Genomic DNA, 26287 nt, shown 5'->3' on the forward strand with positions numbered 1-26287 from the left:
CACTCAATAACTTAATATCCGGCTTTATTCCTATCGACTAACAAAGGCAATGCAAGAATAACTAGGCATATCAGCCATTGTGCCAGTTGTTGATTGGTCAGCGTAAAACTGAGCGATACAAGCAATCTTTTGCCCAGCTCTGGATAAGCAAGAATCAAATCGCGGCTTTGCAAAAAAGCCAGCGTTTCCCCCAAAACCAGCGCAAAACCAGTCACTAGCAAAGCAAACCCTAAGCGTTTATCGTGTGTAAATGGTTTCTTAATTCCACCTACTAAGTCTGTCATGTTTAACGAACAGGGCCGTTTGGTTGCATAGTGGATTAACATTAATCCCAAAACTCCTATGACTGGAATACTGGCAGTAAGAATGGGGAAACTGATATAACGACCATTAATAGCCAAAAAAAACGTCTTGAACACGAAAAAACCGCAAAAAATCAAATAAAGCCGGTAGAGCCAATTACCGGGTATTTCGTTAGTGGCTTGCTTCGCCAGCATAATATAAGCCCGTTGCAATAATAGGCCCGCCAATACGGCATTGAGGGCGGCCACCAATAAAGTAAACAAACGTTGCCAAATGGTATAGCTGGTGTACCACAACAATTCAGCTTGGTTGGCCCACAACAAGGCAAGGATTTGCCACAATAGTAAAAAACCCGCCATAGGCAAAATCGGTAATATTCGCAACGGCTTCCAGCACACCGCAACTGCAAATACGAAAATTGCAATGGCAATCATCCATACTTTATACCAATGGGGATTTTCGTAAACCTTGCCCGTCAAAGGGAACACTTCTTCCCTGTCAATAGAGAAAAGCCCCCAATTGGCACCGACAACACCTTCCAACTCACTTTTCCAAGATTGGTTAATGGCTTCGACTATGTTGTAGTCAAAGCCATTGGCGTTGGCGACTTTTATCAACCCCCGGATAAATTTCGCTTCATTGACCACTCCCGGCACAGCCCAGCCACGTTGTCGGCCTTCGCTAGGCCAACCAGACTCACCGATTAAAATCGGCTTACTTGGCGCGATAGTTTCCGCTTCCTGCTGGACATGTTTATAAATACGTTCGATATGTGCCGGAGCCTCATCAACTGCAATCGGTTCATCTTCCCAATATGGCAGGATATGGATGGTTATAAAATCAACTTCTTTAATCAGTTCAGGGTATTTCATATACATCGACCAAACATCGGCATACGAAACCGGCTGCTTGACGGCTTGTTTTACCTCGCGGATGTATTGGATCAACTCTTCCGGCTCCAGATCACCGCGTAATAACACTTCATTACCGACTATCACCCGTTTGACCACGTCAGGATTGGCATTGGCCGAGCGGATCAGCTCATCAAGCTCCAGCTTATTGCCTTTTTTGACACTACCTAGCCAAGCACCCTGAATCATAGTCAAACCATATTTCCGCGCCAATGCGGGTATCTCTGGCATAGTACCTTCGGCACTGGCATAAGTACGGATGGAATGGGTTTTTTTACTCATCAGGTGCAAATCGGAATCTAATTGTGCAACACTAGGAAAAATCTCATCCATCGGCCCTTGCCCTTCCCAAAACGGCGCAAAAGACAAGCTGTTGAGCTTGCCTTCAGGAACATCCGGCCCGGCATCTTGTGGCTGGTTAATTGCCCAGCCAAACAAAGCGGCCAACAAAATAATAATGCTAACGGTTGAAACTATTTTCATAAAAAAGCTGGACTCAAAAACGTAATACACAAAAAGGCACCACGATTTGTTGATAAACTAAAAAATCCCTACAAAAAAACCGTAGCGTTCTCCCTTAAGAAAGACGCGACGGTTTCATAGATTTTTCATCAATAACAGCTTGCTAATATTGCTAAACCAAGCAAACTAAGGCATCTGTACAAAATCCCCTTACATTAACACCCCGCCATTCAATCAATTTTTGTTCTTGTCAACGATTTGGTTGGCTTTGATCCACGGCATCATGCTACGCAGTTGCGCACCGACCACTTCAATTGGATGCTCGGCATTTAAACGGCGTTTAGCGGTCATTTCTGGATAATTGGTTGCACCTTCCATGATGAATTGTTTGGCATATTCACCATTTCTGATGTTTTTCAATGCCTCACGCATCGCCCAACGGCTTTCTTCGTTGATGACTTTAGGGCCGGTGACATATTCACCGTACTCGGCATTGTTAGAAATAGAGTAATTCATGTTGGCGATACCGCCTTCATACATCAGATCGACAATCAATTTCAGCTCATGCAAGCACTCGAAATAGGCCATTTCTGGCGCATAACCTGCTTCCACCAAGGTTTCAAAACCGGCTTTAATCAGCTCAACGGCACCGCCGCACAACACCGCCTGCTCACCAAACAAATCAGTTTCCGCTTCATCACGGAAAGTCGTTTCAATAATGCCTGAACGTCCACCGCCGATAGCGGAAGCGTACGATAAACAAATGGCTTTGGCGGTACCGGAGGCATCTTGTTGCACGGCAATCAAATCGGGTACGCCGCCGCCACGGACAAATTCTGAACGCACGGTATGGCCTGGAGCTTTAGGGGCGATCATGATGACATCCAAGTCAGCGCGTGGCACGACTTGGTTGTACAGAATCGAAAAGCCGTGCGCGAACGCCAAAGCAACACCTTGTTTGATGTTGGGCAGGATTTCATTTTTGTACAATTGGGATTGAAACTCATCGGGTGTCAAAATCATGACAATATCAGCTGCCGCAACTGCTTGGGCGACATCCATAACCGCCAAACCACAAGCCTCGGCTTTAGCCACAGATGGCGATCCTGACCGCAATCCGACAACAACTTCAACTCCTGATTCCTTCAAGTTGAGCGCGTGGGCATGTCCTTGTGAACCGTAACCGATGATCGCCACTTTTTTGGCTTTGATGATGGATAAATCGGCATCTTTGTCGTAATAAACGTGCATGGTTTTTCCTGTCTTTTAGTTTGTAAAAATGTTTTGTGATTATAAGCTTAGGCCCTTTTCGCCTCTGGATATACCCGTAGGCCCGGAGCGGACGACTTCAAGAATAGTTTCCGGGGCGATGGCCGCGACAAACGCATCCAATTTTTCGGACGGCCCAGTCACCTCAATGACATAAGTCGTTGCCGTCACATCGAGAATTTTGCCACGAAAAATTTCTGCGAGGCTGCGAATCTCACCGCGCGTATGTCCGGTGGTCTTAATTTTGACCATCATCAGCTCACGCTCAATGTGGGTCGATTCAGCCAAGTCAATGAGTTTTACCACATCAATCAATTTATTCAATTGCTTGATAATTTGCTCGACAATGTGCTCGCTGCCTCGAGTCACCAAAGTCATCCTGGATAGACTCGAATCTTCGGTAATCGCCACATTCAATGACTCAATATTGTAACCACGCGCGGAAAACAATCCCGCCACGCGTGACAATGCACCGGACTCATTTTCAATCAGTATGGAAATGATATGTCTCATTATGCCAACTCCCTGTCTGTTGAGGTTCCCGTCGCCACCCTTAATTTCATGTCATGGTGGCCCTTACCGGCTTCGATCATCGGATACACGTTTTCTGTCCGGTCAGTGATGATGTCAAGGAATACGGTGCGGTCTTTCAAGGCAAAAGCTTCTTCCAATGCCGGCCTGACTTCTTCCGGTTTATCAATACGCATACCGACATGACCATAAGCTTCCGCTAATTTGACAAATTCAGGAATGGTATCCATGTAAGAATGGGAATAACGGCTTTCATACGAAAACTCCTGCCATTGCCTTACCATGCCCATGTAACGGTTGTTCAGGTTGATAATTTTAATCGGTGTTTTATATTGCAAGGCTGTCGATAATTCTTGTATGCACATTTGGATACTGGCCTCGCCAGTGACACAAGCCACATCGGCATCAGGAAACGCCAGCTTGACACCAATAGCCGCAGGCAAACCAAAACCCATAGTCCCTAATCCACCGGAATTGATCCAACGGCGCGGTTTATCAAAATGATAGTATTGTGCCGCCCACATCTGATGTTGGCCGACATCCGAGGTGACATAAGCATTGCCACGAGTCACGGCATAAAGTTGTTCAATGGCGTATTGCGGTTTGATCAACGTACTTGCACGATCAAATTCCAAACATTGTAAAGACCGCCATTGGTCAATCTGACGCCACCATTCATCCAACGCTTTCTTATGGGGTTTGGACTTATGATCCTTAATCATTCCAAGCATTTGTTCAAGGACGTTTTTTACTTCGCCGACAATAGCCACATCCACCTTAACGGTTTTTGAAATGGACGCAGGATCAATATCAATGTGGATGATTTTGGCGTATGGGCAGAACATATCCAATTTGCCGGTGACACGGTCATCGAAACGCGCACCGATGGCAATAATCAAATCACTTTCGTGCATCGCCATATTGGCTTCATAAGTGCCGTGCATCCCTAACATGCCGATGAACTGCTTGTCAGTAGCGGGATAGGCGCCCAAACCCATCAAGGTATTGGTCACCGGATAACCAAGCAATCGGCTGAATTCGGTCAATTCCTCGCTCGCCTCCCCTAAAATTACACCACCGCCAGAATAAATAACCGGCTTACGCGCTTCCAGCAAAAGCTCAACTGCTTTTTTTATCTGCTCCTTGTCTCCGTTGACAGACGGATTATAAGAGCGCATCACCACTTTTTTAGGGTATTTATAAGGAACTTTTATATTTGGATCGGTAATATCCTTAGGAATATCCACCACGACCGGGCCAGGACGGCCTGTAGTGGCGACATAAAACGCTTTTTTGACCGTTTCCGCCAGTTTGGTCACATCCTTAACCAAAAAATTGTGCTTTACACACGGACGGGTAATCCCCACCATATCCACTTCCTGGAACGCATCGCTACCAATCACGGGTGATGGCACTTGACCGGAAATAATGACCATAGGAATGGAATCCATGTAAGCCGTTGCTATCCCTGTCACGGCATTGGTCGCACCTGGCCCGGAGGTGACCAACACCACGCCCGGTTTACCAGTGGCACGCGCATAACCATCTGCGGCATGGGTTGCCCCTTGTTCATGGCGAACAAGGATGTGTTTGACGGCATCTTGTTGGAAAATCGCATCATATAAATGCAACACCGCCCCACCAGGATAGCCAAAAATATATTCTACGCCTTCGTCTTTAAGACTCTGAACCAGAATTTGTGCACCACTTAACTCCACGCTCACCTCAATAAACATAATTTTCGATTTGACTCGAATTATATTCGTTTTAAAAACTTCCTATAATGGGGATCAGTTTTAAAAACGGTTAACTATTTTTTAATGCTGTCATTTTCCTACAACATAATCTTAGGTATTCTACTAGGTTCTTAGTAAAATTGTAATTATCATCTAATCTGCTTGGGCTTTCGAAAAACTCATTACCAACTAGATTTTGTTAAACCACTAAAGAGGTTTTCGTAACAACCATGTCTAACAAATTCATTTTAAAATCACTTATTGTTATTTTTCTGACGGGTTGTGCTAGCGAACCAACACAACAAACCAATTTGCCGCAATCAATCAAAAAATCAATCAAAATAACCCCGATACCTGAACAATCAAATCAAGCCATTGAAAACTATAATGGTTACACTGCACCCAAAGCGAATTTCGAAGACTATTCAGCATCATTAATCACGGGTGATTACGCAGGTTATTATTCGGTACAAAACTTTATCCAATACATGGTGGGCAGACATGGCTTTTCAGAGAGCTATTTACACGGTTTATTCTCTCAGGCCAACCGCCTTGAGTCAGTTATCCGTCTTGAAAATCCTGAACCATCGACAACTCCAAGCAAACCTCGCTTAGGAAGCTGGACACGTTATCGCAACAAATTCCTGACTGAAGCCCATATAAACAACGGCGTGGAATTCTGGCGCAACCATGCCGATGCGGTTGATAGGGCGAGTGCGGACTATGGGGTTGATCCTGAATATATTGTCGCCATCATTGGCGTTGAGACTTACTTTGGCAAAAATATTGGTAAGACCTGCATTTTTGACGCTTTAACCACATTGGCTTTTGATACCCATAGACGCTCGAAGTTTTTCACCTCAGAATTGGAAAACTTTCTATTGATGGCTCGTGAAGAGGGCTATGAACCCAAACAACCAGTCGGTTCATGGGCGGGGGCGATGGGCTTAGGGCAATTTATGCCTAGCAGTTTCCGCCGTTTGGCAGTCGATTTTGACCACAATGGACGACGGGATATATGGCATCCTGAAGACGCGATAGGCAGTGTCGCCCATTATTTTTCCCGTAGTGGTTGGAAATTCAACCAACCCGTGACCTATCAGAGCGCTCCATCTAGCGATTCGACGGTGATAGAGTTAAGCACTTATCAAGGTAACGAATATTGGCGTGTCCATAGCAATTTTAAAGTGATTAAACGTTATAACAATAGCAACAAATACGCTATGGCAGTGCATCAATTGGCCCATGCCATCAAGCAGAGATACTATTGATCAACTAAATCATTTGGGGATAAACCCAAGTAACGCATTTTTTGATGGGCGTAATCATTCAAAGATTCGAGTATTTCAAGCTTAACGTCCAAACTATTTTCTAGTAACTGCAATTGGCTAAAAAACTCTTTTAAGCTTATGCCAAAATTATCTGCTTCAATGCCGGTTAAGCGATCAAGGCAAAACTGTTTCCATTTTTGGGTTTCTTCGGCATTTAACGTTTCTGGATAATTACGCCCTCGGTATCGAAACAACATCTCCGGCAAACGAACATCGCTAAACTGAAATTTTGCTGTTGCCAATGCCTCTGGCGTAATTTTACAAATTTTCGCCATCTGCTGTTTATCAAAATCTGTAAAAAAACCGCCACTATAAATTGCCAAATCCGGATCTGATATTTCCCTGGAATAAGTCCTATCATCGAAGACCTCCGCCAATTTTACCGGCAACTCAGGTGCAGATTTAATGGCAGCCAAATTTTCATAACATAACTTCAAATCTAGCTGCAAGCGTTCCGCATCTTCCGGTCTAATTACCGATATAGGGGCCAATACCGGACATTTGTTGATATGCACGGTTTTCAATGGTATCCGGCTAATCCCTTCAGGTAAGCCATCATTTGCCGTAAAAATCCGTTGCCGAATATCTTCAGCCGTTAAAGCCAGCATCGGTTCTGGATTCACGGAAAGATCATATACGATTACGCCGTTACTATTGCCCGGATGTTTGCAAATCGGCAAAACGATGGCAAGGCAATGTTTTATTGAAGGATATTTGCCTGAAACATGGACGACTGGACAAAAACCACCTAATTGAAGCAACTTCAAGGCGTCATTTTTGGCTCGGTGTTGCCAAAGAAATTGATAAAGTTTAGGTTGCTTGTCTTTGATAAGTTTAGCAATTGCTATGGTGGCATAAACATCGGCGAGTGCATCATGAGCGTTGTCATGGACAATGCCATTCGCTAAGGTCAATTGGTCGAGCCGAAAACTGGGTTTGCCTTGTCCGTCAACAGGCCATTGAATACCTTTCGGACGTAAAGCCCACGCCGCCCTCGCCACATCAATCAAATCCCAACGGGAGTTGCCATATTGCCATTCCCTTGCATAAGCATCATAGAAATTACGATAAAGGCAGTTTCGGGTCACTTCATCGTCAAAACGGATGCTGTTATACCCTAAAGCACAAGTATTGGGGTGTGCCAATTGTGTATGGATCAAGCGGATAAACTCTGCTTCACAAACGCCTTTTTGCCCGGCTAGCTGGGGAGTGATGCCGGTAATTAAACAAGCATCAGGATGAGGAAGGCTATCGGTGGCTAACTTACAATAAACGACAAATGGTTCATCAATGATATTGAAACCTGTATCGGTACGGATACCTGCAAACTGCGCGGGGCGATCCCGTTGCGGATCGACACCGAAAGTTTCATAATCATGCCAATAAAGGCTGGGCGTCATCAAATTTCAGCAACCTGATTCAAGCCCGGCCTTCTGCTTCTAGTTTTTTGCGTTTGTCGCATTTTTCTACACAGACACAATTGCTGTTATTGGCTCCACCGCATGAGCCCTTGATTGCTTTTCTGCCGAATATAACACCAATTGCCATTAATCCGACGACAATTAACATGAAAAAAAACGTCACTAAAAAATAAGTCATTTTCTTATCTCCCGAATTTTAAACAACCTGTTGGCCTTGGTTAATCACCACGGCCCAAGGTTTTAATTTCTTTTAATCTGCCATTTTCAAAACGCAGATACTGTTGCAACCGTCTACGACCAAAATCATAAATCCATTCTTCCACTAGCACATCCACTTCGACATATTGTTGTTGACCATAGGCAATTGAAGCACCTGGATATTGCCCCGACCTATTTCCAAAGTATCTTGATCCATTAGCAAAATTACTGGCACCTCTTCTTTCAATATGGGTATCAACTGATTCAGGTTCACCACATTTATTAAAGACATATTCCTTATTGTCGCCTAAATCGACTAACTCATGTCCACAACGTAAAGCGAAAATCGCTTGTGAAAAAAGCAGGGCGAAAAGAAGGAATGTTAATTTGATATGTTTCATAGATAGTCCCAATTGGATAGCGCGTTGTTGGTTTATCTGGCGATAAACGGGCTAGTAGCTTTGCGGGAATTTAACCTATGGACATGAATAGATACTGAATTCGTAAAAAAACAAACCCTCTTCTGTAAATATCTGATGAAATCCGGAAGAGGGTTTGTATGGGGTTTAGCCGCCGAAGTCGTCCAACATGATGTTTTCTGGCTCTACACCATTATCCAGCAACATCTTGATGACGGAGCTATTCATGATTGGAGGGCCGCACATATAAAACTCACAATCTTCTGGAGCCGGATGGTTTTTCAGATAATTTTCATAAACTACGTTATGAATAAAACCTGTATAACCATCCCAATTATCATCAGGCAACGGGTCAGACAACGCAACATGCCATTCAAAATTTTCATTTTCTCTGGCCAGCATATCAAAATCTTCAACATAGAACATTTCGCGTTTGCTTCGGGCACCGTACCAAAAAGTGATCTTACGTTTGGATTTTAACCGGCGCAACTGGTCGAAAATATGTGAACGCATGGGAGCCATACCCGCGCCACCACCGATAAACACCATTTCCGCATCAGTTTCCTTGGCATAAAATTCGCCATAAGGACCTGAAACAATACATTTATCGCCTGGCTTCAAACTGAAAATATAAGAAGACATGATACCAGGTGGCACATCTTCAGGTGCACGTGGCGGCGGCGTGGCAATACGCACGTTCAACATGATTTCTTTTTCTTCGGGGTATGAAGCCATCGAGTAGGCACGCAAAGCAGGCTCTTTAACATCTGACACATAACGCCAGAGGTTAAATTTATCCCAATCATCACGGAAACGCTCTTCTACATTGAAGTCACTATACTTCACCACATGGGATGGACATTCGATTTGAATATAACCACCAGCACGGTAGTTGATGGCTTCGCCCTCTGGTAGCTCAAGCACCAATTCTTTGATGAAAGTCGCCACGTTTTGGTTAGATTTAACGGTACATTCCCATTTTTTGACACCAAAAACGCTATCTTCAACTTCAATGTTCATGTCGTGTTTGACCGAAACCTGACAAGAAAGACGCTCACCTTCGGCCGCCTCACGTTTGGTGATATGGCTTAGTTCAGTCGGCAATATCTCTCCGCCGCCTGAATTGATTTTCACTTTGCATTGCCCACAAGTACCACCGCCACCGCAGGCTGATGAGACGAACAGGCCATTGTCTGCCAACGCGGTTAATAATTTTGATCCGACAGGCACATGGATTTTCTTTTCATCATTGATCAGAATCTCAACATCCCCCTCAGCGACCAGTTTACTTTTTGCGCCTATGATCATGAAAACTAGCGCGATCACGAAAGCCGTGAAAATAATAATGCCTAATAAAATTTCCAGCATTACGATACCTTCCTAAAGTTGGATTCCAGAGAAAGCCATGAAGCCAAGTGACATCAGACCCGCAGTTATAAAAGTGATGCCCAGGCCTTGCAAACCGACCGGTATATCACTGTATTTGAGTTTTTCGCGCACACCGGCCATGACGGTAATAGCCAAAGCCCAGCCTAAACCACTACCGACCCCATAAGTGACGCTTTCGCCAAAACTATAATCACGCTCAATCATAAATAAGCTACCACCTAAGATAGCGCAGTTGACCGTGATCAAAGGAAGGAATACGCCTAAGGCATGATACAAAGCCGGAAAGAATTTATCCAAAATCATTTCCAAAATCTGTACCAATGCCGCAATCATGCCGATACAACTTAACAAAGCCAAAAAACTTAAATCTACGCCAGTAATCCCTAGCCATGACAAAGCATTTTCTTTTAGCAAAGTGTGATAAACAAGATTGTTTGCCGGGACAGTAATGGCTTGTACAACCATGACTGCAATTCCCAACCCCATTGCTGTAGAAATTTTCTTGGAAACAGCGATAAAAGTACACATGCCCAAGAAGAAGGACAGTGCCAAATTTTCAATAAATACGGCTTTTACAAATAGACTGATATAAGCTTCCATTAGTGATGCCCTCCTTCACCATGAGCAATCGGCATTATTTTAAACTCCACTTTTTCTGCTTGTTCAGGCTTCCATTGACGCACAGCCCAAATAATCAAGCCGATAATGAAAAAGGCACTGGGTGGCAACAACATCAGACCGTTTGGATCATACCAGCCGCCATCTTTTGTTAGCTGGAAGACTTCCATTCCTAATAATTTACCGGAGCCCAAGGTTTCCCTAAAAAATGCCACGATAATCAATATCAAGCTATAGCCCAAACCGTTACCGATACCGTCCATAAAACTTTCCAAAGGCGGATTTTTCATCGCATAACCTTCGGCGCGTCCCATGACGATACAGTTGGTGATAATCAAGCCAACGAACACTGATAATTGTTTGCTGACATCATAAGCAAATGCTTTCAATAATTGATCTACGACAATAACCAATGAAGCGATAATCGTCATTTGCACAATGATCCGAATACTGCTTGGGATATGGTTTCTTATCGCACTGATTGCCGCGCTGGAAAATGCGGTCACCAATGTTAAGGCCAATGCCATAATCAGCGAAGTAGACATCTGTGAAGTCACCGCCAATGCCGAACAAATACCCAAAACTTGTAAAGTAATGGGGTTATTTGTCACCAAAGGCTCAACTAATACTTTTTTTGTTTCATCATTCAATACTGCACTCATGATTTAGCTCCTTTGACTGTTCTTACTTTACTCAAATACGGCGCAAAACCTTCTTTACTCGTCCAGTATCTGATTAAATTAGTCACGCCTGTACTGGTTAAGGTAGCACCTGCGAGACCATCAACTTGGTATTGTGAACCTGGTTTGCTGTTATCAACGACACCTTTAACTACACTTAATGCAGGCTCACCAATATCAGCTTCAGTAATCAAGCCTTTTTCCATGGATGGTTGATCGGTTTCAGCGTATACCTTTTTACCTTTCCATAAGGCACGCCAATTTGGATTGACTACTTCCCCACCCAGTCCAGGAGTTTCGGCTTGGTCATAAAAATTGATGCTTTGTACGGTTTGACCGTCTGGATTCAATGATAAAAAGCCATACAACGTTGACCACAAACCATAACCGTTTATTGGCAAAATGATTGACTTAATTGCACCATTTTCTTTCACTAAAAACACTTTCGCATATTTAGCTTTGAATCTGATGTGGGCAATGTCTTTTTCTTTGGGGATAGTCACGCTTTGAGCTGGATCTTTGGCCGCTTTGCGTTGATCATATTCAGATGCATTAATGCTATCGACATAATCACCCGATTCAAGATCGACGATTTTGGCTTCAATTTTTTCTGCGAAAGCCGCATCAATATCGCCGCCTTCCTCAAGCAAGCCAGCCACATCTAGGATATTTTGCTTCATGTCCAATTCTTTGTTATTGACTTGCAAAGGCTTTAAGGCGACAGCCGCCAAAGAAACCAAAACGGCGCAAACCAAACACAAAGATAAGGCGATTGCGATAGTCTTTTCTAAACTGTCATTGCCTAATGCCAGAATTTTATCGCGGTAGATTTTAAATTTTTCGTAATACTGGTTGAACGTTTCTTTATTAAGCATGGCGTTTTATCCTTCTTCTGATATTGGCCTGGATGACGAAGTAATCAATCGTGGGCGCGAACATGTTGGAGAACAGAATCGCCAGCATGATCCCTTCTGGAAATGCCGGGTTCACTACCCTGATCAATACCGTCATCGCCCCGACCAATCCGCCAAATACCCAACGGCCTGTGTTAGTCATCGCCGCACTGACTGGATCAGTCGCCATATAAACCATACCGAAAGCAAAACCACCTATTGTCAAATGCCAGTACCACGGAAGGGCGAACATGGGATTGGTATCGCTGCCAATAGTGTTGAACAACAATGAGGTTGCCACCATACCTAGAAACACACCCGCCATAATGCGATAAGAGGCAACCCGGGTATATAACAGGAATGCCGCACCGATGAGTATGGCGATTGTTGATGTTTCGCCCAGACAGCCTGGCTCAAAACCAAACAAAGTTTGCATCCAGGTGTAATTGGCTGCATGGACGGCATCAAGACCACCATTAGCAGCTAACCCTAAAGGTGTTGCTGCGGTAAAGCCATCAACCGCCACCCAGACAGAATCACCTGTAATAGAAGCGGGATAGGCGAAATATAAAAATGCCCGTCCGGTCAATGCCGGGTTTAAAAAGTTTTTACCGGTTCCACCAAATACTTCTTTACCGATAACGATACCGAAAGAGATACCTAAGGCAACCTGCCATAAGGGCATATCGGGAGGCATAATCAACGTGTAAAGCATTGAAGAAACCAGAAAGCCTTCATTGACTTCGTGACCGCGTACGGTTGCAAACAGAACTTCCCAAATTCCCCCTACGGCAAGCGTAGTGATATAAATAGGGAGGAAATACAATGCGCCATGGACAAGGCAAGACAGTGGGTTGTATGAATTAAATCCAAACACCATCATGGGCAAATTGCGCCAATTGTCAATTTTGTCCAAACCCATGGCTTCCATTGCCAAATTAGCCTGATAACCAGTGTTATACATGGCCATAAACACACAGAAAAATGTAGCTATCACTACAAAAGTCATTGTCCGCTTCAGGTCATTACCGTCACGGACATGCGTAGTGCCGCGAGTTACAGTAGCAGGTGTGTAGATGAAAGTGTCCACCATCTCATAAAGACCGTAGTACTTTTCTAATTTACCGCCCTTTGTAAAATGCGGCTCTATGCTATCTAAAAAATCTCTAGCCGACATTATCCTTCCTTCTCAATTTTAGTTAAATTCGCTCTCAGCACGGGACCAAAGTCATGCTTACCGGGATCTACAAACGTAAATAACGAAACATCTTCTTCGTTCAACTCCAAACAACCCAGTAATTGCGCTTGGTCTGAATCGCCTACGACCAATGATTTCAATAACGGTGTAGGTAAAATATCCATAGGCATGACCGCCTCATAAACACCAACAGGAACAATGGCCCTGTTGCTACCGTTTTTATCGGTTGTCAATGGAAATTTACGATTGTCTTTGCGATCAACGCTGGAGGTGTAAACATTCAATGCAGAATACTTATCTTTGCCAGGAACAATCCAGCCAAACAATTCACGCGCACGGCCTTCCTGCAATATTGAAACCTGATTGCTGTAAAAACCCAGGTAAGATGCCCAATCGCTGGCCTGATGACCGTATAAAATAGAACCTGAAATAACTCGATTTTCTACGGCATCATCCAGTTCAGAAACAACCAAGTCATCTGTGTTGGCCCCTGCACGGGTACGTACTAAGCGTGGATTTTTAACAGTAGGGCCTGCCAGGGAGACAACCCGTTCAACATTTAACTTGCCAGTTGTGAATAACGCACCAATTGCCATGACGGCTTGGTAGTCCAAATGCCAAACAAATTTATCAATATTGACCGGATCAATAAAATGGATGTGCGTACTCGGCAAACCTGCTGGGTGCGGGCCAGAAAATTCAGCGACAGTGACCGAAGCATTAGCCGTAGGAACATCACTGCCTGTTGCTTTACAAACATAGGTTTTACCATCGGTCAATTTGGAAATAACCGTCAAACCGTTTGTAAAATCATTGGCACGTTCTTTAATGATGACAGCCGGATCAGCAGCTAACGGATTGGTATCCATTGCCGTAACAAAAATGGAACTCGGTTTGCTGTCAATCGCAGGCGTTTTGCCATAAGGGCGGGTACGGAATACAACCCACAAACCAGAAGCAATAAGATTTTCCTTGATTTGCCCGGCGCTTAAGGCATTTAACTCGGCTTCATGGTAGCTTGCAAACGTGATTTCTTCATTACCTTGCAGTTCAATGATCACAGATTGCAAGACCCGTTTTTCACCACGGTTGATAGCCTTGACAATCCCTGCACCTGGAGCTGTAAAAATGACTCCGGGATTTTTTTTGTCGCTAAAAAGTATCTGGCCTAATTTTACCTTGTCCCCTTCGCCAACCATCATGGTAGGTTTCATACCTACATAATCCATTCCCAAAACAGCGACTGATTTAATGGGGTTACCATTTTCAATCACTTGCTTGGGCTCCCCCGTAATCGGTATATCCAAACCTTTTTTAATAGTAAATTGCATAGTTGAAGCCTACTCTCCCAACAAGTTGCGGCGATACCACCCTCTTTGTTTTTTGAACAAGGAGGCGCATTAAGACGTAAAACGGTTTCATTACATCACAAAAATAGCGTTTTCTCAACTCTACAAAACCAGACAAACCCATGGCCTGAATGTTTTTAAGCCCAAAAATAATTTTGATTTCAATATATTAAAAAACATACCGAAATTATCGGATTTAGCTTGTTTAACCTGGCGGCCACGTCATTTGACGGCCACCCAGCAAATGCAGATGCAGATGGTAAACTTCCTGCCCACCTTTTTTATTGCAATTGATATTGACCCTATAGCCGTCTTCCGCCAAACCTTCTTGCTTGGCTATCGCCAAGGTAGCCAGCACCAAATCTCCTGCCAGCGCGGGGTTGTCCAGATCGTTCAACGTCGCAACATGCTGTTTGGGAATGACCAGTATATGCACCGGTGCTTGCGGGTTTATATCCCTAAACGCCAACACATTGGCATCTTCAAACACCACATCAGGCTTGATGGCTCCTGTAACCATCTTGCAAAAAAGACAATCAGTCATAAATTTATCCTACTGTATTTAAAATACCTTACGATCATTAAACGCATGGGAAAGCGTCCCGCTATCAATAAATTCCAGTTCACCACCCATAGGGACTCCGTGGGCAATCCGACTGGCTTTAACTTGGTGTTTGCGGGCCAATTCGCCAATAAAAAAGGCGGTGGCCTCCCCCTCAACTGTCGAATTGGTGGCTAAAATCAACTCTTTGATTAGGCCCGAAGACAACTGTCGGCGCAACAAATCCAATCCCAATTCATCTGGCCCTATGCCATCCAAGGGCGACAAACGACCATGCAGGACAAAATAAAGCCCCTTAAACACCGCCGTCTGCTCGACCACCCAAACATCAGCCGAATTTTCTACAATACAGACCAAGCCAGGATCACGCCCGGAATCGGCGCAAATGGAACATAAATTGTCTTCAGTCAGTGTCCGGCATTGGGGGCAGTAATTGATATTGTCGATGGCAAGCAGCAATGATTCAGCCAGCCGCCTTGCGCCCTGCCGGTCACGTTGCAACAGGTAAAACACCATGCGCTGGGCGGTTTTGGCACCCACCCCAGGCAAACAGCAAAAACTTTGTATTAACTGGCCCAACAAGCCTTTTTTGGACATACTATTTTTTGGACAGACTAAAAAGGCATTTGGAAACCAGGCGGCAAAGACATGCCCGCAGTCAACGCGGACATTTTTTCTTTTTTCATTTTAGCCACTTTGTTGACCGCATCATTAATTGCCGCAGCAACCAAATCTTCAAGCATATCTTTGTCTTCACCCAGTAGTGAATCATCAATCGTCACTTTTCTTGCTTCGCGCTTTCCTGTCATGACTATGACCACCAGACCACCACCGGATTCACCTTGGACTTGCATAGCGGCAATTTCTTCCTGGGCTTTCTTGAGATCTTCCTGCATCTTTTGCGCTTGCTGCATTAAATTGCCTAATGGATTTTTCATTTTTATCTCCTCTCTTGCCTACACTGGCTCTATGGTTCCAGACAGAATCCTGGCATCAAGCCGTTCCCTTAAAGCCAACACATTTTCATCTGAATTTATCGCATCGACTGCGGCTTGCTGCTTGTCTTCGCGTTCCTTTGTCAATTGGATGGCGGGGGTATCAGCCGTTATTTTTTCGTTGTTAAAAACTAATTTCACGGGCTTGCCACAATAAGCCTGGATTGCTTTTTGTAATTTATCTTCCGACAAAGAACCCAGCAAATGTTTATGGCCAGGATCCAGCCTTAACACACAAATACGCTCATCCAGGCTTTCTAACACACAATTATTGGCAAGTTCCCGGGTCATGCCGCCTATCTTCATGGCCGCGATCATCCCCACCCATTGATCGGGGGATTTTTCTTTAATGGCTTCCCTGAGCGTCACAACATTAGCGGATTGATAGTTCCGGGCCGCCTTTTCTTGATATTGGCCCTCATTAATACCGACCCGTTCAGGCGGTGATTTGCTTGATACGGATTCAATCGCAACCGGCCTGAAAGCCAACATCCGCAAAACCACCATTTCAAAACCACTACGTTGGTCAGGGGCCAATTCCAAATCCCGTTGCCCTAACAGGCCTATTTGATAATACAATTGTACGTCTTCAGGATTAAACATTGCCACCAACTCGGCAATCATTTCATTATCGAAATCTTGCCCGATTGAATCCGGCAATTGCTGGACCAAGGCAATTCTGTGCAAAATTTGCAGCATTTGTGTCAGCACTTCACCGAAATCTGTTGTTAAACCAGCAATTTCTTTGATGGTATCGAGAATGCCCCGCACATCGTTTTTCGCTAATGCCAGCAAAATTTCAGCCACAGGCTGCTGGGCAATAGTCCCCAGCATCATCCTGACATCGTCAATAATGACGTTCCCTGCGCCAAATACAATCGCCTGATCCAGCAAGCTCAAACCATCACGCATACTGCCATCGGCGGCGCGGGCGAGCAATTTTAACGCGGGGGTGTCAAAGGCGATGTTTTCCTGCTCCAAGATAAAGCTCATTTGCGAGAGGATTTGTTCCGGCAATAACCGCTTAAGATTAAATTGCAAACAACGGGACAGGACAGTAACGGGGATTTTTTGCGGGTCGGTGGTTGCCAATAGGAATTTGACATGCGGCGGCGGCTCTTCCAAGGTCTTTAACAAGGCATTGAAACTATGCCCGGACAACATGTGCACCTCGTCTATCAAATAGATTTTGTAACGGCCATGATTGGGTGCGTATTGGGCATTGTCGAGCAAATCGCGGGTATCTTCGACTTTGGTGCGGGAAGCGGCATCAACTTCGATCAAATCCAAAAAACGTCCTTCATCAACTTCACGGCAAACAGGACAAACGCCGCAGGGGTTAAAATCCTGGAGATTTTCACAGTTGATGGCTTTGGCAAGAATTCGGGCGAGCGTCGTTTTGCCTACTCCACGAGTTCCGGTAAACAAATAGGCGTGATGGAGGCGATTGTGATGAAGCGCGTTGGTTAAAGACTTAACAACGTGTTCTTGTCCGACAACTTCTGTGAAATTATGGGGTCGCCATTTTCTGGCGAGAACCTGGTAATTCATTGCAGGCTCGAAAAGATGTTGCTTGATTGGGCGGTAACCGTACCAGCCACATCCCGGCACACGAATCTGCTGTTACCGTTGCTCCCTTCCGGGCCTGGCGGGGTTCACAGCGTATCGTTGCGGGAGGACCGGCACGATTACCATTATGTTCAGCCGTATCGACTAAAGGCCAACAATTATGAGTGAATAACATCAACAACACAAGCTATTATTGATAATTTTTGCTTGGCAATAAGAAAACATCATCACAACAAAAAAATAGGGGGAAACATAATCACTGCCAAGCAAACAATTAACTGGTGGTATCATATCTTCAACATTACCAAGCAAAATGTTGGCAACAACAGAACATTTTATTTGAAATTGAGGGCTTACCATCGCCTAGAAATTGCAAAATCCGATATTTATCATTCACGTCAAGTCATGACTAAAAAACATCTCGTTTTATTGGCCTTATTGCTTATGGCCTTAATTACCGCCGTTGTGCAGTTGTTCCCCAAAACCCTATCGTCCGCCGGGATTAATCCACCCCCAACTATTTACAGCCACCCCGAAGAAACCAGCAGCGTCGAAAAACCTTGTTCCAACGAACATCCTGAATGGCGGCAAGCGCAAACCATCGAAGGCGTGGACATCGCCCCTGCCCTTGCTTGCGAACCCGATAACCCTTACGAAGTGGCAACCTCGGTCAGAGGCACGAACAATGTCTCGATGATGACCTTGATGCAGACTGATCTGGCGCAAGATGCCTTAATCATGGGCGAGGATGTCGATAAGGATGGCGACCCCGATGAAATCCACATCAAACTGGAAGTGGTGGAACTGAACGGCGCTAGCCCCGATGGCGAATTCCTCATCAACACCTACCCTATTGCCCCCGGTATCCAACCTGGTTTATGGGTGTACGCGCCTAAATCACGCGGCATGGCTTTGAAGAACTTCAATTCCGTGGTCGCCATCCCGATGCTACGCGCGCCCTCCCCCACTATCCGCGTCGAGCAGGGCGACAAGGTTTTTATCACGCTCGAAAACACCCACTACCTGCCGCACACTATCCATTTGCACGGGGTTGACCACGCCTTCCACAATTCCAAAGGCGAAGATAACGATGGCACGGAAGAACATGCCGTGTTTCCAGGCAAAAGCCACACTTACGAAATCCAACCGCGCCATGCGGGGACAATGCTGTATCACTGCCACGTCCAAACCGCCCAACATTTTATGATGGGCTTGCATGGCATATTTGTCGTCGAAGAAAACCATCCGAACAACTGGGTGCAGACATTTAACGTCGGCGCAGGCCAAGTCCGCCATCCTTCTGTCGGCGTGAAAAACACCTACAGCCAAGAATATGATTTGGTCTACCAATCCATCGACAAAAAACTCTCGCAAATCATCCAGAACGCCAACGATCCGCGTTTGGTCGCACAACGCATGAGCCGCGATTACAACATGACCGAATCGTTTGAAAATTATTTTCTGCTCAACGGGCATTCTTTCCCTTACACCTTACGCGACGGCATAATTGCCGTCAACGACAATGAAAACGTCAAGCTGCGTATCGCCAATGTGCAACGCTCGCCCGTCGCCATCCATTTTCACGGCCACAAAGCCACTATCACCGCGTATGATGGCGTAGACCAAGCGGAAGCGGCCCGCATCACCCGCGATGTGTTCGACATTGCCCCTGCGCAACGGATAGATTTGCAGCTTTCCACCCAAAACAACGGCGTAAACAGCTATGGGCCCGGTTTATGGATGTTCCACGACCATGTCGCGACGGGTACGACTAGCGACGGCATGGAACCCGGCGGCAATATGGCGATTTTGGCCTACAAGCCCTTGCTGGACGAACAAGGAATGCCGACCATGCACGATGACTTGTTGAACGAAGTGTTCAGCAAAGATTATTACGCCAAAAAACAAGCATTATGGGCGCAAGGCGATTTTAAACACTTGCTGGGCGATGCTGGGCTGATTGTCCCGACCTATTGGCAAATTATTTTATTCGGGCTGGCGGCTGGTTTGCTGATCGGCCTGGCCTTAGTTTTTACCCTGAAACGTAAATGAGTCCAGAAATAGACCTGTCAGGTTTTAGTACCCTCTAGGGCACAAGAAACCTGACAGGTCTTCTAAATAACAAACAGCCGTAAAAACATGATGAACCACCCAAAACCAAACTACACCATGAAATCAATCCTGATTTTTAGCTTGCTGCTCGCCTCAAGTCTCGCAAACGCCGAAGGCCATCACCACACGGGCATGGTGATGGATGAAAAAGGCATGATTATGAACGACAACCCCGACAGATTGCCGCGTGACTGCACCAAGCTCTCGGAAACCGTCGACATCACCATCCATGCCGGACAGCAATATGCCACTAAATTCAACGGCAAAATGTTCGCTTTTGACAAGCAAGAATGGAATGTCAAACCCTGCGCCAAAATCAACATCACCTTCATCAACGACGACCAAATCCGCCACCAATTGATGATCCACGGCCTGCCAGGGTATTTGTACCCCGACGGCATGTTCCACCTGGAACTCAATGGCGCGGGAAAACTGCAAGCCTCGCTGATACTGCCCAGCCAGAAAAAAACCTATCTGGTGCATTGCGAGCTGCCGCAACACATGGAAAAAGGCATGAAAGCGCAACTGAAAGTCGATGGCGGCGATGGCGATTTGCCCAGCATCCCAGGCATCAGCGCGGCGGTGAATGCCGATGATTATCCAGTCGATTGGACACACACCAATCTTGCGATCCTTTTGCTGTGCGTGTTGGCGGGTTCCGCCTTACCCTTGTTGATTTTAAAACTGCGTTAAAGGATGCGCGGCCATCTTGTTCACCAATCAAAAACCAACGCCCACAAAAAAGCCCGTCAAACTCATTACAAACGGGCTTTTTGTTTGAATCCGGCTGGAGTTCCGGCGCAACGCCGGAAATACGGCAGATTTATTTGCCGTATTTTTTGCGGAATTTATCAACGCGGCCAGCGGTGTCAACGACGCGTTGTTTGCCTGTATAAAAAGGATGGCAAGATGAGCACACCTCAATTTGCAGGTCTTTCGCAATGACCGAGCCAGTGACAAAAGTATTACCGCAACCGCAAGTTACGGTAATTTGTTTATAGTTTGGATGAATATCTGGTTTCATATCGCTTCACATTACCCGCAAACGGGCTATACCTGAAAAAACTACCTATAATACGTTTTTACTCTAAAAACCGCAACCTGCAAATGACATTATGCGCATAATAAGCTTAAATACCAACGGCATCCGCTCAGCGGAACGCAAAGGCTTTTTCACATGGATGCAACAACAAAACGCCGATGTGGTGTGTATCCAGGAAACCAAAGCACAGTTACATCAACTTGCAACCGATATTTTTCATCCCGAAAATTACTACTGCTTCTACCACGATGCCGAAAAAAAGGGCTACAGCGGCGTGGCGTTGTATTGCAAAAATCAGCCGGATGCAATCAACCAGGGAATAGGCTGGCCTGATTTTGACTCGGAAGGCCGTTTTATTGAAGCCCGGTTCGGCAATCTCAGCGTGGTTTCCTTGTATCTGCCATCCGGCTCCTCCAGTGAAGAACGGCAAAGCGTCAAATTCGATGTCATGGCACGTTTGGCACCTTACCTGCAAAACCTCGCAGAAAACGGGCGCGACACCATTATCTGCGGTGACTGGAACATCGCCCACAAAGAAATCGACTTGAAAAACTGGCGCGGCAACCAGAAAAACTCCGGTTTTTTGCCCGAAGAACGCGCTTGGCTGGACGGTTTATTAACTAGCGGACGCTGGTACGACGCCTTCCGCTTGGTGAATCAGGAAGCCGGGCAATACACCTGGTGGTCCAACCGTGGGCAGGCTTGGGCAAAAAACGTGGGCTGGCGCATTGATTATCAAATCATCAGCACATCGTTAAAAGATAAAGTCCAAACAGCGGGCATTTATAAAGATGAACGCTTTTCAGACCACGCCCCGTTGATTATCGACTATGATTACCAGCTATAAAACAAATTTGCATAATTTCTGACCATCAAAACCTAAGCATTAAACCCCTTCCGCCAAACCGCTTTTCTGTATAATCAAACGCTTTTAACTGTTGTTATTCCTCCAGATGCAGATTCCTATCCCTTTCAAGACGATTGGCATTATCGGCAAGTCCAGCGACCTACGCATAGGCGCGACCTTGACTTTGCTTTATGGCTATCTGAAAGCAGCCCAACATACAGTGATTATTGAGCAAGATAGTGCTGGATTCATCGAAGATACCAAGGTAAACGCATGTCCAATTGATACCATAGGGGAACATTGCGATTTAGTCATTGCCGTTGGCGGCGACGGCACGTTTTTATCGGCGGTGCGGGCGGTGGTGGCTTACGATATTCCTATCATTGGCATCAACTTGGGTCGGCTAGGGTTTTTAGTGGACATTTCGCCAGACCAGTTGCCTGAGAAACTGCACCGCATCCTGCAAGGCCATTACACCGAAGAAAAACGCTATCTGCTACGCACCAAAATTATCCGTGACGGACAGGTCATCCACGAAGAGACCGCCGTCAACGAAGTGGTCGTCCATCGCTGGATCACACCGAGCATGATTGAAATCATCACCAAAATCGATGGGGTGTTTTTAAATTCCCAGCGTTCCGATGGCCTGATCATATCCACACCGACAGGCTCAACGGCTTATTCGCTGTCCGCTGGCGGGCCGATTTTATCGCCTTCGTTAAACGCACTGGTGCTGGTGCCGTTAAACCCACATACCTTGTCGAACCGCCCGATTGTGATTGCCGACAGTGCGGAAATTGAAATCAGTTTTTGTCAAACTAAGCAAATCAATGCCTTGGTGACTTGCGACCACATCGAAATTCCGAAAGTGTTGATCAGCGACAAGATTTTAATAAAACAGGAACCTAAACCCATTAGAATCCTGCATCCAGAAGGTTATGATTACTTTTACATCCTCAGGAACAAACTCAACTGGAGCAGTGGCTACCACACATCCCCGACATGTTAGTGAACCTTACCATTATCGACCTCGCGGTCGTCAAACTGCTCGACCTTGACCTAGACAAAGGCATGTCGGTGCTGACTGGCGAAACCGGTGCCGGCAAATCCATTTTATTGACCGCCTTAGGGCTGGCTTTGGGCGACAGGGCCGATTCCGGTTATGTACGGCCTGATTGCAAACGCGCGGAAATTAATCTGGAATTTGATTTAAGCGACGCGCCGTTGGCACAGCAGTGGTTATTGGACAATGAGCTGGATGACGAAGGGCAATGCCTGATCCGCCGCATCATCAACCAGGACGGACGCTCCAAAGCCACAATCAACAGCCGCCCCGTAACCTTGCAATCCTTGCAGGAACTCAGCGGAAAACTGGTGGAAATCCACGGGCAACACGCCCATCTGACCTTGCTGAACGGTGATGAGCAACGCCGCTTGCTGGATGTTTACGCGAAAAACCAGCCCTTGCTGGACGAGCTGAACAACGGCTTCCGTGCTTGGCAAAAAACCAATAAAGAATTGATTGCTTTACAAAAATCTGCCGCAGATCAAACCGAGCGTGAAGCCATGCTGGCTTATCAAATTGATGAGCTACAGCAATTGGAATTGGGGAGTTTCAATTACGCAGCCATCACCGAAGAACACGATAAACTGGCGAATCTGGGCGAAATTTTGACGATAGGCCAGGGTCTGGTCGATACCTTGTACGAAAATGACCAAGCGTCGGTCATCTCCAGGCTTGGGCATAGCCTGACGGAGCTGACCCACATTGCCCGTTATGCGCCGGAACTGAACGAGATTTCAAGCCTGTTGGCGGAAGCGAAAATCCAAACCGAAGAAGCGGCATTGCAATTGCGGCGTTTTTTGGAAGCCCAAGAAGCCGACCCGCTACGCCTGAATGCTGTTGAAACCCAGCTCGGCGTGATCCATCAACTCAGCCGCAAACATCATATCGCACCGGAAGAATTGCCCGCGCAATTGACCAAACTGGAACACGAGCTCGACAATCTGACGCACAGCAGCGAGCGTATCGAAACCCTAAAAATCCAAGCTGAGCAGTTATTTGCCCAATACCACCAGCTTGCCGCACAACTCTCCCAGCGGCGGCAGGAACGCGGCATCGAACTGCAACAGCAAATCTCCGCCGTGATTAAAGAATTGGGTATGCCCAATGGCGAGTTTTTGGTGTCAATCAGCCAACAAAGCAGCGATATACCCAAGCTCAACGGCATGGACAAAATCGAATTTCTGGTCGCATCCAATCCGGGCCTACCGCCCAAATCCCTGGCAAAAGTGGCATCGGGCGGCGAATTGTCACGCATCAGCTTGGCAATCCAAGTCACTACCGCCAACGACAAAACCACACCGACCATGATTTTTGACGAAGTCGATTCCGGCATCGGCGGCGGCATTGCCGAAATCGTCGGGCAAAAATTGCGCCGCTTGAGCCATAACCGCCAAGTGATGTGCGTCACCCATTTGCCGCAAGTCGCCGCACAAGCCCACCAGCATTTGTTTGTTTTCAAAAACCACCAAACCGACATCACGGCTTCCACCGTCCGTTTGTTGGACGGGGAAGAGCGCGTCAACGAAATTGCCAGAATGTTGGGCGGAGTCAATATCACCGCCAATACACTGGCGCACGCCCAAGAAATGCTAACCACAGGTTTCAATCCACACCCATCCACATCGGAAGGATGACATACGCCCACTAACTACAGCAGGTAGCTTAACCGCCCCGTTATCGGACGGTTGTTTTCACGATGGCACCATCCTAAAAGTTCCGTCAAATCCCCGGAAAAATTGGGTATTTTAAATTAATCGAGGAGTATCAATGACACGCTTTCCAGCCGAATGGGAAAAACAATCCGCCGTCTTAATCGCTTGGCCCCATGAAACGGGTGACTTCAGTAACCGTTTGGCAGCCGTCGAACAGTCATACGCTTTTATCGCCAAAACGATTAGCCATTACCAAACCCTGATTATCGTTTGCCGTGATCCAGCCCACGAACAACAGATTAGACGTTTGCTTGCGGACACTGCCAATATCCATTTTGTCCACGCGCAAACCAACGATATATGGGTGCGTGACACGGTATTTTTGACCGTGGAACAAGATGGAACCATGAATTTGCTTAATTTCATATTTAATGGCTGGGGCGAAAAATACCCGCATACACTTGACAATGCGCTGAACCATGCCTTGCTCGAAAAAGGATTGTTCCAAGATGTGCCCCATCGGGACATTAATTTTGTTTTGGAAGGCGGCAGTATCGAAAGCGATGGCAACGGCGCCATCATGACCACGCGGCAATGCCTGCTCAATCCCAACCGCAACCCCGGCTCGAACCAAGCTATCATCGAACGGCAATTGCGGCATTTTTTCGGTGCGGAACGGGTTTTATGGTTGGACCAAAAAAATCTTTCTGGTGATGACACCGACGCGCATATCGACACCTTGGCGCGGTTTTGCACCGCCGACACCATTGCCTACACCAGTTGCGACGACGAAACTGACCCGCATTACGCCGGCCTGAAAAATATGGAAGCGCAATTGCGGGACTTGCGCACCGCATCGGATGCAGCCTACCAGTTAATCCCCTTGCCTATGCCGCAACCAATTTTTGACGAGGATGACCAACAATTGCCGGCCAATTATGCTAACTTCCTGATTATCAACGGCGCGGTCATGGTTCCGGTTTATGACGACCCGAATGACATCATCGCCTTGCAACGACTTGCGGAGTGTTTTCCTGACCGGCAAATAATCGCCACGCCGTGCCGGCCGTTGGTGCATCAATATGGTAGTTTGCATTGCATGACCATGCAGTTTCCAGTGATCCGCCCAATTATCCACGATTGAATGTTTGTAGGGGGAGGTAACTCCGGGGTCTTGACCTTAGCACAGGGTTTTTTATCACCACGGATTACCCCTATGATTTGTATGTTGCCAAAGAATTCACTATGATTCGCCAAGTATTACAATCCCATAAATTCTTGCCTTAGTTTTATAGGAGATCGTGCAAAAACTTATGAAACAATTAATCTGGCCATCCTATCTTAAATAACATAGCATCAGGAGATAACATGAAACTAATAACTGCAATCATTAAACCGTTCAAAATGGACGATGTGCGCGAAGCCTTATCTGAAATTGGCGTGGCCGGGGTGACCGCCACCGAAGTTAAAGGCTTTGGACGGCAAAAAGGCCACACCGAATTGTATCGGGGGGCTGAGTATGTGGTTGATTTCCTGCCCAAAGTCAAATTGGAAATTGCCGTGGCCGATGACGTGTTGGAAAAAGCCATTGACGCCATCGTCAAAGCCGCCAATACCGGCAAAATCGGTGATGGCAAAATCTTTGTGACCAGCCTTGAACAAGTCATCCGTATCAGAACGGGTGAAACGGGTGAGGATGCCATTTAAAATGGCGGCAAGGATCAACAATATTTT

At 46.1% G+C, this 26287-nt stretch carries 26 protein-coding genes and 1 other RNA gene; 8 read left to right on the forward strand and 19 right to left on the reverse strand.

Going from position 1 to position 26287, the window contains the following annotated elements; translation table 11 throughout:
- Nucleotides 1-11: 11 nt before the first annotated feature.
- The 4 genes from PHH59_RS03475 to PHH59_RS03490 all read right to left on the reverse strand — a co-directional run bounded on the left by PHH59_RS03475 (nucleotide 12) and on the right by PHH59_RS03490 (nucleotide 5194).
- Complete coding sequence (locus tag PHH59_RS03475; protein ID WP_300011282.1) at nucleotides 12-1697, reverse strand: exo-beta-1,3-glucanase; 1686 nt, start codon at nucleotides 1695-1697, stop codon at nucleotides 12-14.
- 213 nt (nucleotides 1698-1910) lie between these two features.
- Nucleotides 1911-2927, reverse strand: a complete 1017-nt coding sequence (gene ilvC / locus PHH59_RS03480) for a ketol-acid reductoisomerase (protein WP_300011285.1) — start codon at nucleotides 2925-2927, stop codon at nucleotides 1911-1913.
- Between the two features lie 39 nt (nucleotides 2928-2966).
- Nucleotides 2967-3458: an acetolactate synthase small subunit gene (ilvN, locus tag PHH59_RS03485; protein WP_300011288.1), complete on the reverse strand. Its 492-nt coding sequence runs from the start codon at nucleotides 3456-3458 to the stop codon at nucleotides 2967-2969.
- Nucleotides 3458-5194: an acetolactate synthase 3 large subunit gene (locus PHH59_RS03490; protein WP_300011567.1), complete on the reverse strand. Its 1737-nt coding sequence runs from the start codon at nucleotides 5192-5194 to the stop codon at nucleotides 3458-3460. Before PHH59_RS03490 ends, ilvN begins: the two co-directional genes overlap by 1 nt.
- Nucleotides 5195-5523: 329 nt before the next feature.
- Between PHH59_RS03490 and PHH59_RS03495 the strand changes: the two genes are divergently transcribed.
- Entirely contained in the window at nucleotides 5524-6483 is a 960-nt protein-coding gene (locus PHH59_RS03495) for a lytic murein transglycosylase (RefSeq protein WP_366904504.1), read from the forward strand.
- On the opposite strand, the gene sbcB is transcribed toward PHH59_RS03495, so the two are convergent.
- From sbcB to ffs, 14 genes are all read right to left on the reverse strand, one after another.
- Nucleotides 6477-7943, reverse strand: coding sequence for an exodeoxyribonuclease I (gene sbcB / locus PHH59_RS03500; RefSeq protein WP_300011294.1), 1467 nt, complete (start codon nucleotides 7941-7943; stop codon nucleotides 6477-6479). The two genes, PHH59_RS03495 and sbcB, sit on opposite strands and share 7 nt — an antisense overlap.
- A 19-nt stretch (nucleotides 7944-7962) precedes the next feature.
- On the reverse strand, nucleotides 7963-8142 hold the full coding sequence (gene nqrM, locus PHH59_RS03505) for a (Na+)-NQR maturation NqrM (RefSeq protein ID WP_300011297.1): 180 nt from the start codon (nucleotides 8140-8142) through the stop codon (nucleotides 7963-7965).
- Between the two features lie 40 nt (nucleotides 8143-8182).
- Nucleotides 8183-8563: a DUF2845 domain-containing protein gene (locus PHH59_RS03510; protein ID WP_300011300.1), complete on the reverse strand. Its 381-nt coding sequence runs from the start codon at nucleotides 8561-8563 to the stop codon at nucleotides 8183-8185.
- Between the two features lie 165 nt (nucleotides 8564-8728).
- On the reverse strand, nucleotides 8729-9949 hold the full coding sequence (gene nqrF / locus PHH59_RS03515) for an NADH:ubiquinone reductase (Na(+)-transporting) subunit F (protein ID WP_300011303.1): 1221 nt from the start codon (nucleotides 9947-9949) through the stop codon (nucleotides 8729-8731).
- Nucleotides 9950-9961: 12 nt separating this feature from the next.
- Entirely contained in the window at nucleotides 9962-10570 is a 609-nt protein-coding gene (gene nqrE, locus PHH59_RS03520) for an NADH:ubiquinone reductase (Na(+)-transporting) subunit E (RefSeq protein WP_300011306.1), read from the reverse strand.
- On the reverse strand, nucleotides 10570-11250 hold the full coding sequence (locus tag PHH59_RS03525) for an NADH:ubiquinone reductase (Na(+)-transporting) subunit D (RefSeq protein ID WP_300011309.1): 681 nt from the start codon (nucleotides 11248-11250) through the stop codon (nucleotides 10570-10572). The genes nqrE and PHH59_RS03525 overlap by 1 nt, the downstream gene beginning before the upstream one ends.
- Nucleotides 11247-12143 (reverse strand): Na(+)-translocating NADH-quinone reductase subunit C, encoded by an 897-nt coding sequence (locus tag PHH59_RS03530; protein ID WP_300011312.1) that lies wholly within the window; start codon nucleotides 12141-12143, stop codon nucleotides 11247-11249. Before PHH59_RS03530 ends, PHH59_RS03525 begins: the two co-directional genes overlap by 4 nt.
- Nucleotides 12136-13338: an NADH:ubiquinone reductase (Na(+)-transporting) subunit B gene (locus PHH59_RS03535; protein ID WP_300011315.1), complete on the reverse strand. Its 1203-nt coding sequence runs from the start codon at nucleotides 13336-13338 to the stop codon at nucleotides 12136-12138. The genes PHH59_RS03530 and PHH59_RS03535 overlap by 8 nt, the downstream gene beginning before the upstream one ends.
- Nucleotides 13338-14690, reverse strand: a complete 1353-nt coding sequence (locus PHH59_RS03540; protein ID WP_300011318.1) for a Na(+)-translocating NADH-quinone reductase subunit A — start codon at nucleotides 14688-14690, stop codon at nucleotides 13338-13340. The genes PHH59_RS03535 and PHH59_RS03540 overlap by 1 nt, the downstream gene beginning before the upstream one ends.
- Before the next feature lie 223 nt (nucleotides 14691-14913).
- Entirely contained in the window at nucleotides 14914-15252 is a 339-nt protein-coding gene (locus PHH59_RS03545; RefSeq protein ID WP_300011321.1) for a histidine triad nucleotide-binding protein, read from the reverse strand.
- Nucleotides 15253-15270: 18 nt separating this feature from the next.
- Nucleotides 15271-15867 carry a recombination mediator RecR gene (gene recR, locus PHH59_RS03550; protein WP_300011324.1) on the reverse strand — a complete coding sequence of 199 codons (597 nt, stop codon included), beginning with the start codon at nucleotides 15865-15867 and terminating at the stop codon, nucleotides 15271-15273.
- Between the two features lie 17 nt (nucleotides 15868-15884).
- A complete protein-coding gene (locus tag PHH59_RS03555) occupies nucleotides 15885-16208 on the reverse strand; it encodes a YbaB/EbfC family nucleoid-associated protein (protein WP_300011326.1) in 324 nt (107 codons plus the stop codon).
- A gap of 18 nt (nucleotides 16209-16226) precedes the next feature.
- A complete protein-coding gene (gene dnaX, locus PHH59_RS03560; RefSeq protein WP_300011329.1) occupies nucleotides 16227-17816 on the reverse strand; it encodes a DNA polymerase III subunit gamma/tau in 1590 nt (529 codons plus the stop codon).
- A gap of 37 nt (nucleotides 17817-17853) precedes the next feature.
- Nucleotides 17854-17950: signal recognition particle sRNA small type (gene ffs, locus PHH59_RS03565), an RNA gene on the reverse strand.
- Between the two features lie 289 nt (nucleotides 17951-18239).
- On the opposite strand from ffs, the gene PHH59_RS03570 reads away from it, so the two are divergent.
- A complete protein-coding gene (locus PHH59_RS03570) occupies nucleotides 18240-19886 on the forward strand; it encodes a multicopper oxidase domain-containing protein (protein ID WP_300011332.1) in 1647 nt (548 codons plus the stop codon).
- A 117-nt stretch (nucleotides 19887-20003) separates the two neighbouring features.
- On the forward strand, nucleotides 20004-20639 hold the full coding sequence (locus tag PHH59_RS03575; RefSeq protein ID WP_300011335.1) for a copper oxidase: 636 nt from the start codon (nucleotides 20004-20006) through the stop codon (nucleotides 20637-20639).
- 130 nt (nucleotides 20640-20769) lie between these two features.
- Here the strand turns inward: PHH59_RS03575 and rpmE are convergent, their stop codons facing one another.
- Nucleotides 20770-20970 (reverse strand): 50S ribosomal protein L31, encoded by a 201-nt coding sequence (gene rpmE / locus PHH59_RS03580; RefSeq protein WP_083930330.1) that lies wholly within the window; start codon nucleotides 20968-20970, stop codon nucleotides 20770-20772.
- A 91-nt stretch (nucleotides 20971-21061) separates the two neighbouring features.
- Between rpmE and PHH59_RS03585 the strand changes: the two genes are divergently transcribed.
- From PHH59_RS03585 to glnK, 5 genes are all read left to right on the forward strand, one after another.
- Nucleotides 21062-21835 carry an exodeoxyribonuclease III gene (locus tag PHH59_RS03585; RefSeq protein ID WP_300011343.1) on the forward strand — a complete coding sequence of 258 codons (774 nt, stop codon included), beginning with the start codon at nucleotides 21062-21064 and terminating at the stop codon, nucleotides 21833-21835.
- Between the two features lie 112 nt (nucleotides 21836-21947).
- Nucleotides 21948-22844 (forward strand): NAD(+) kinase, encoded by an 897-nt coding sequence (locus PHH59_RS03590; protein ID WP_300011570.1) that lies wholly within the window; start codon nucleotides 21948-21950, stop codon nucleotides 22842-22844.
- Nucleotides 22838-24535, forward strand: coding sequence for a DNA repair protein RecN (recN, locus tag PHH59_RS03595; protein ID WP_300011346.1), 1698 nt, complete (start codon nucleotides 22838-22840; stop codon nucleotides 24533-24535). Before PHH59_RS03590 ends, recN begins: the two co-directional genes overlap by 7 nt.
- Before the next feature lie 133 nt (nucleotides 24536-24668).
- On the forward strand, nucleotides 24669-25697 hold the full coding sequence (locus tag PHH59_RS03600) for an agmatine/peptidylarginine deiminase (protein ID WP_300011349.1): 1029 nt from the start codon (nucleotides 24669-24671) through the stop codon (nucleotides 25695-25697).
- Between the two features lie 224 nt (nucleotides 25698-25921).
- Nucleotides 25922-26260, forward strand: a complete 339-nt coding sequence (gene glnK, locus PHH59_RS03605; protein ID WP_088620365.1) for a P-II family nitrogen regulator — start codon at nucleotides 25922-25924, stop codon at nucleotides 26258-26260.
- The last annotated feature ends 27 nt before the right edge of the window (nucleotides 26261-26287 follow it).

It is taken from the genome of Methylovulum sp. (genome assembly GCF_028687615.1).
Lineage (GTDB): Bacteria > Pseudomonadota > Gammaproteobacteria > Methylococcales > Methylomonadaceae > Methylovulum.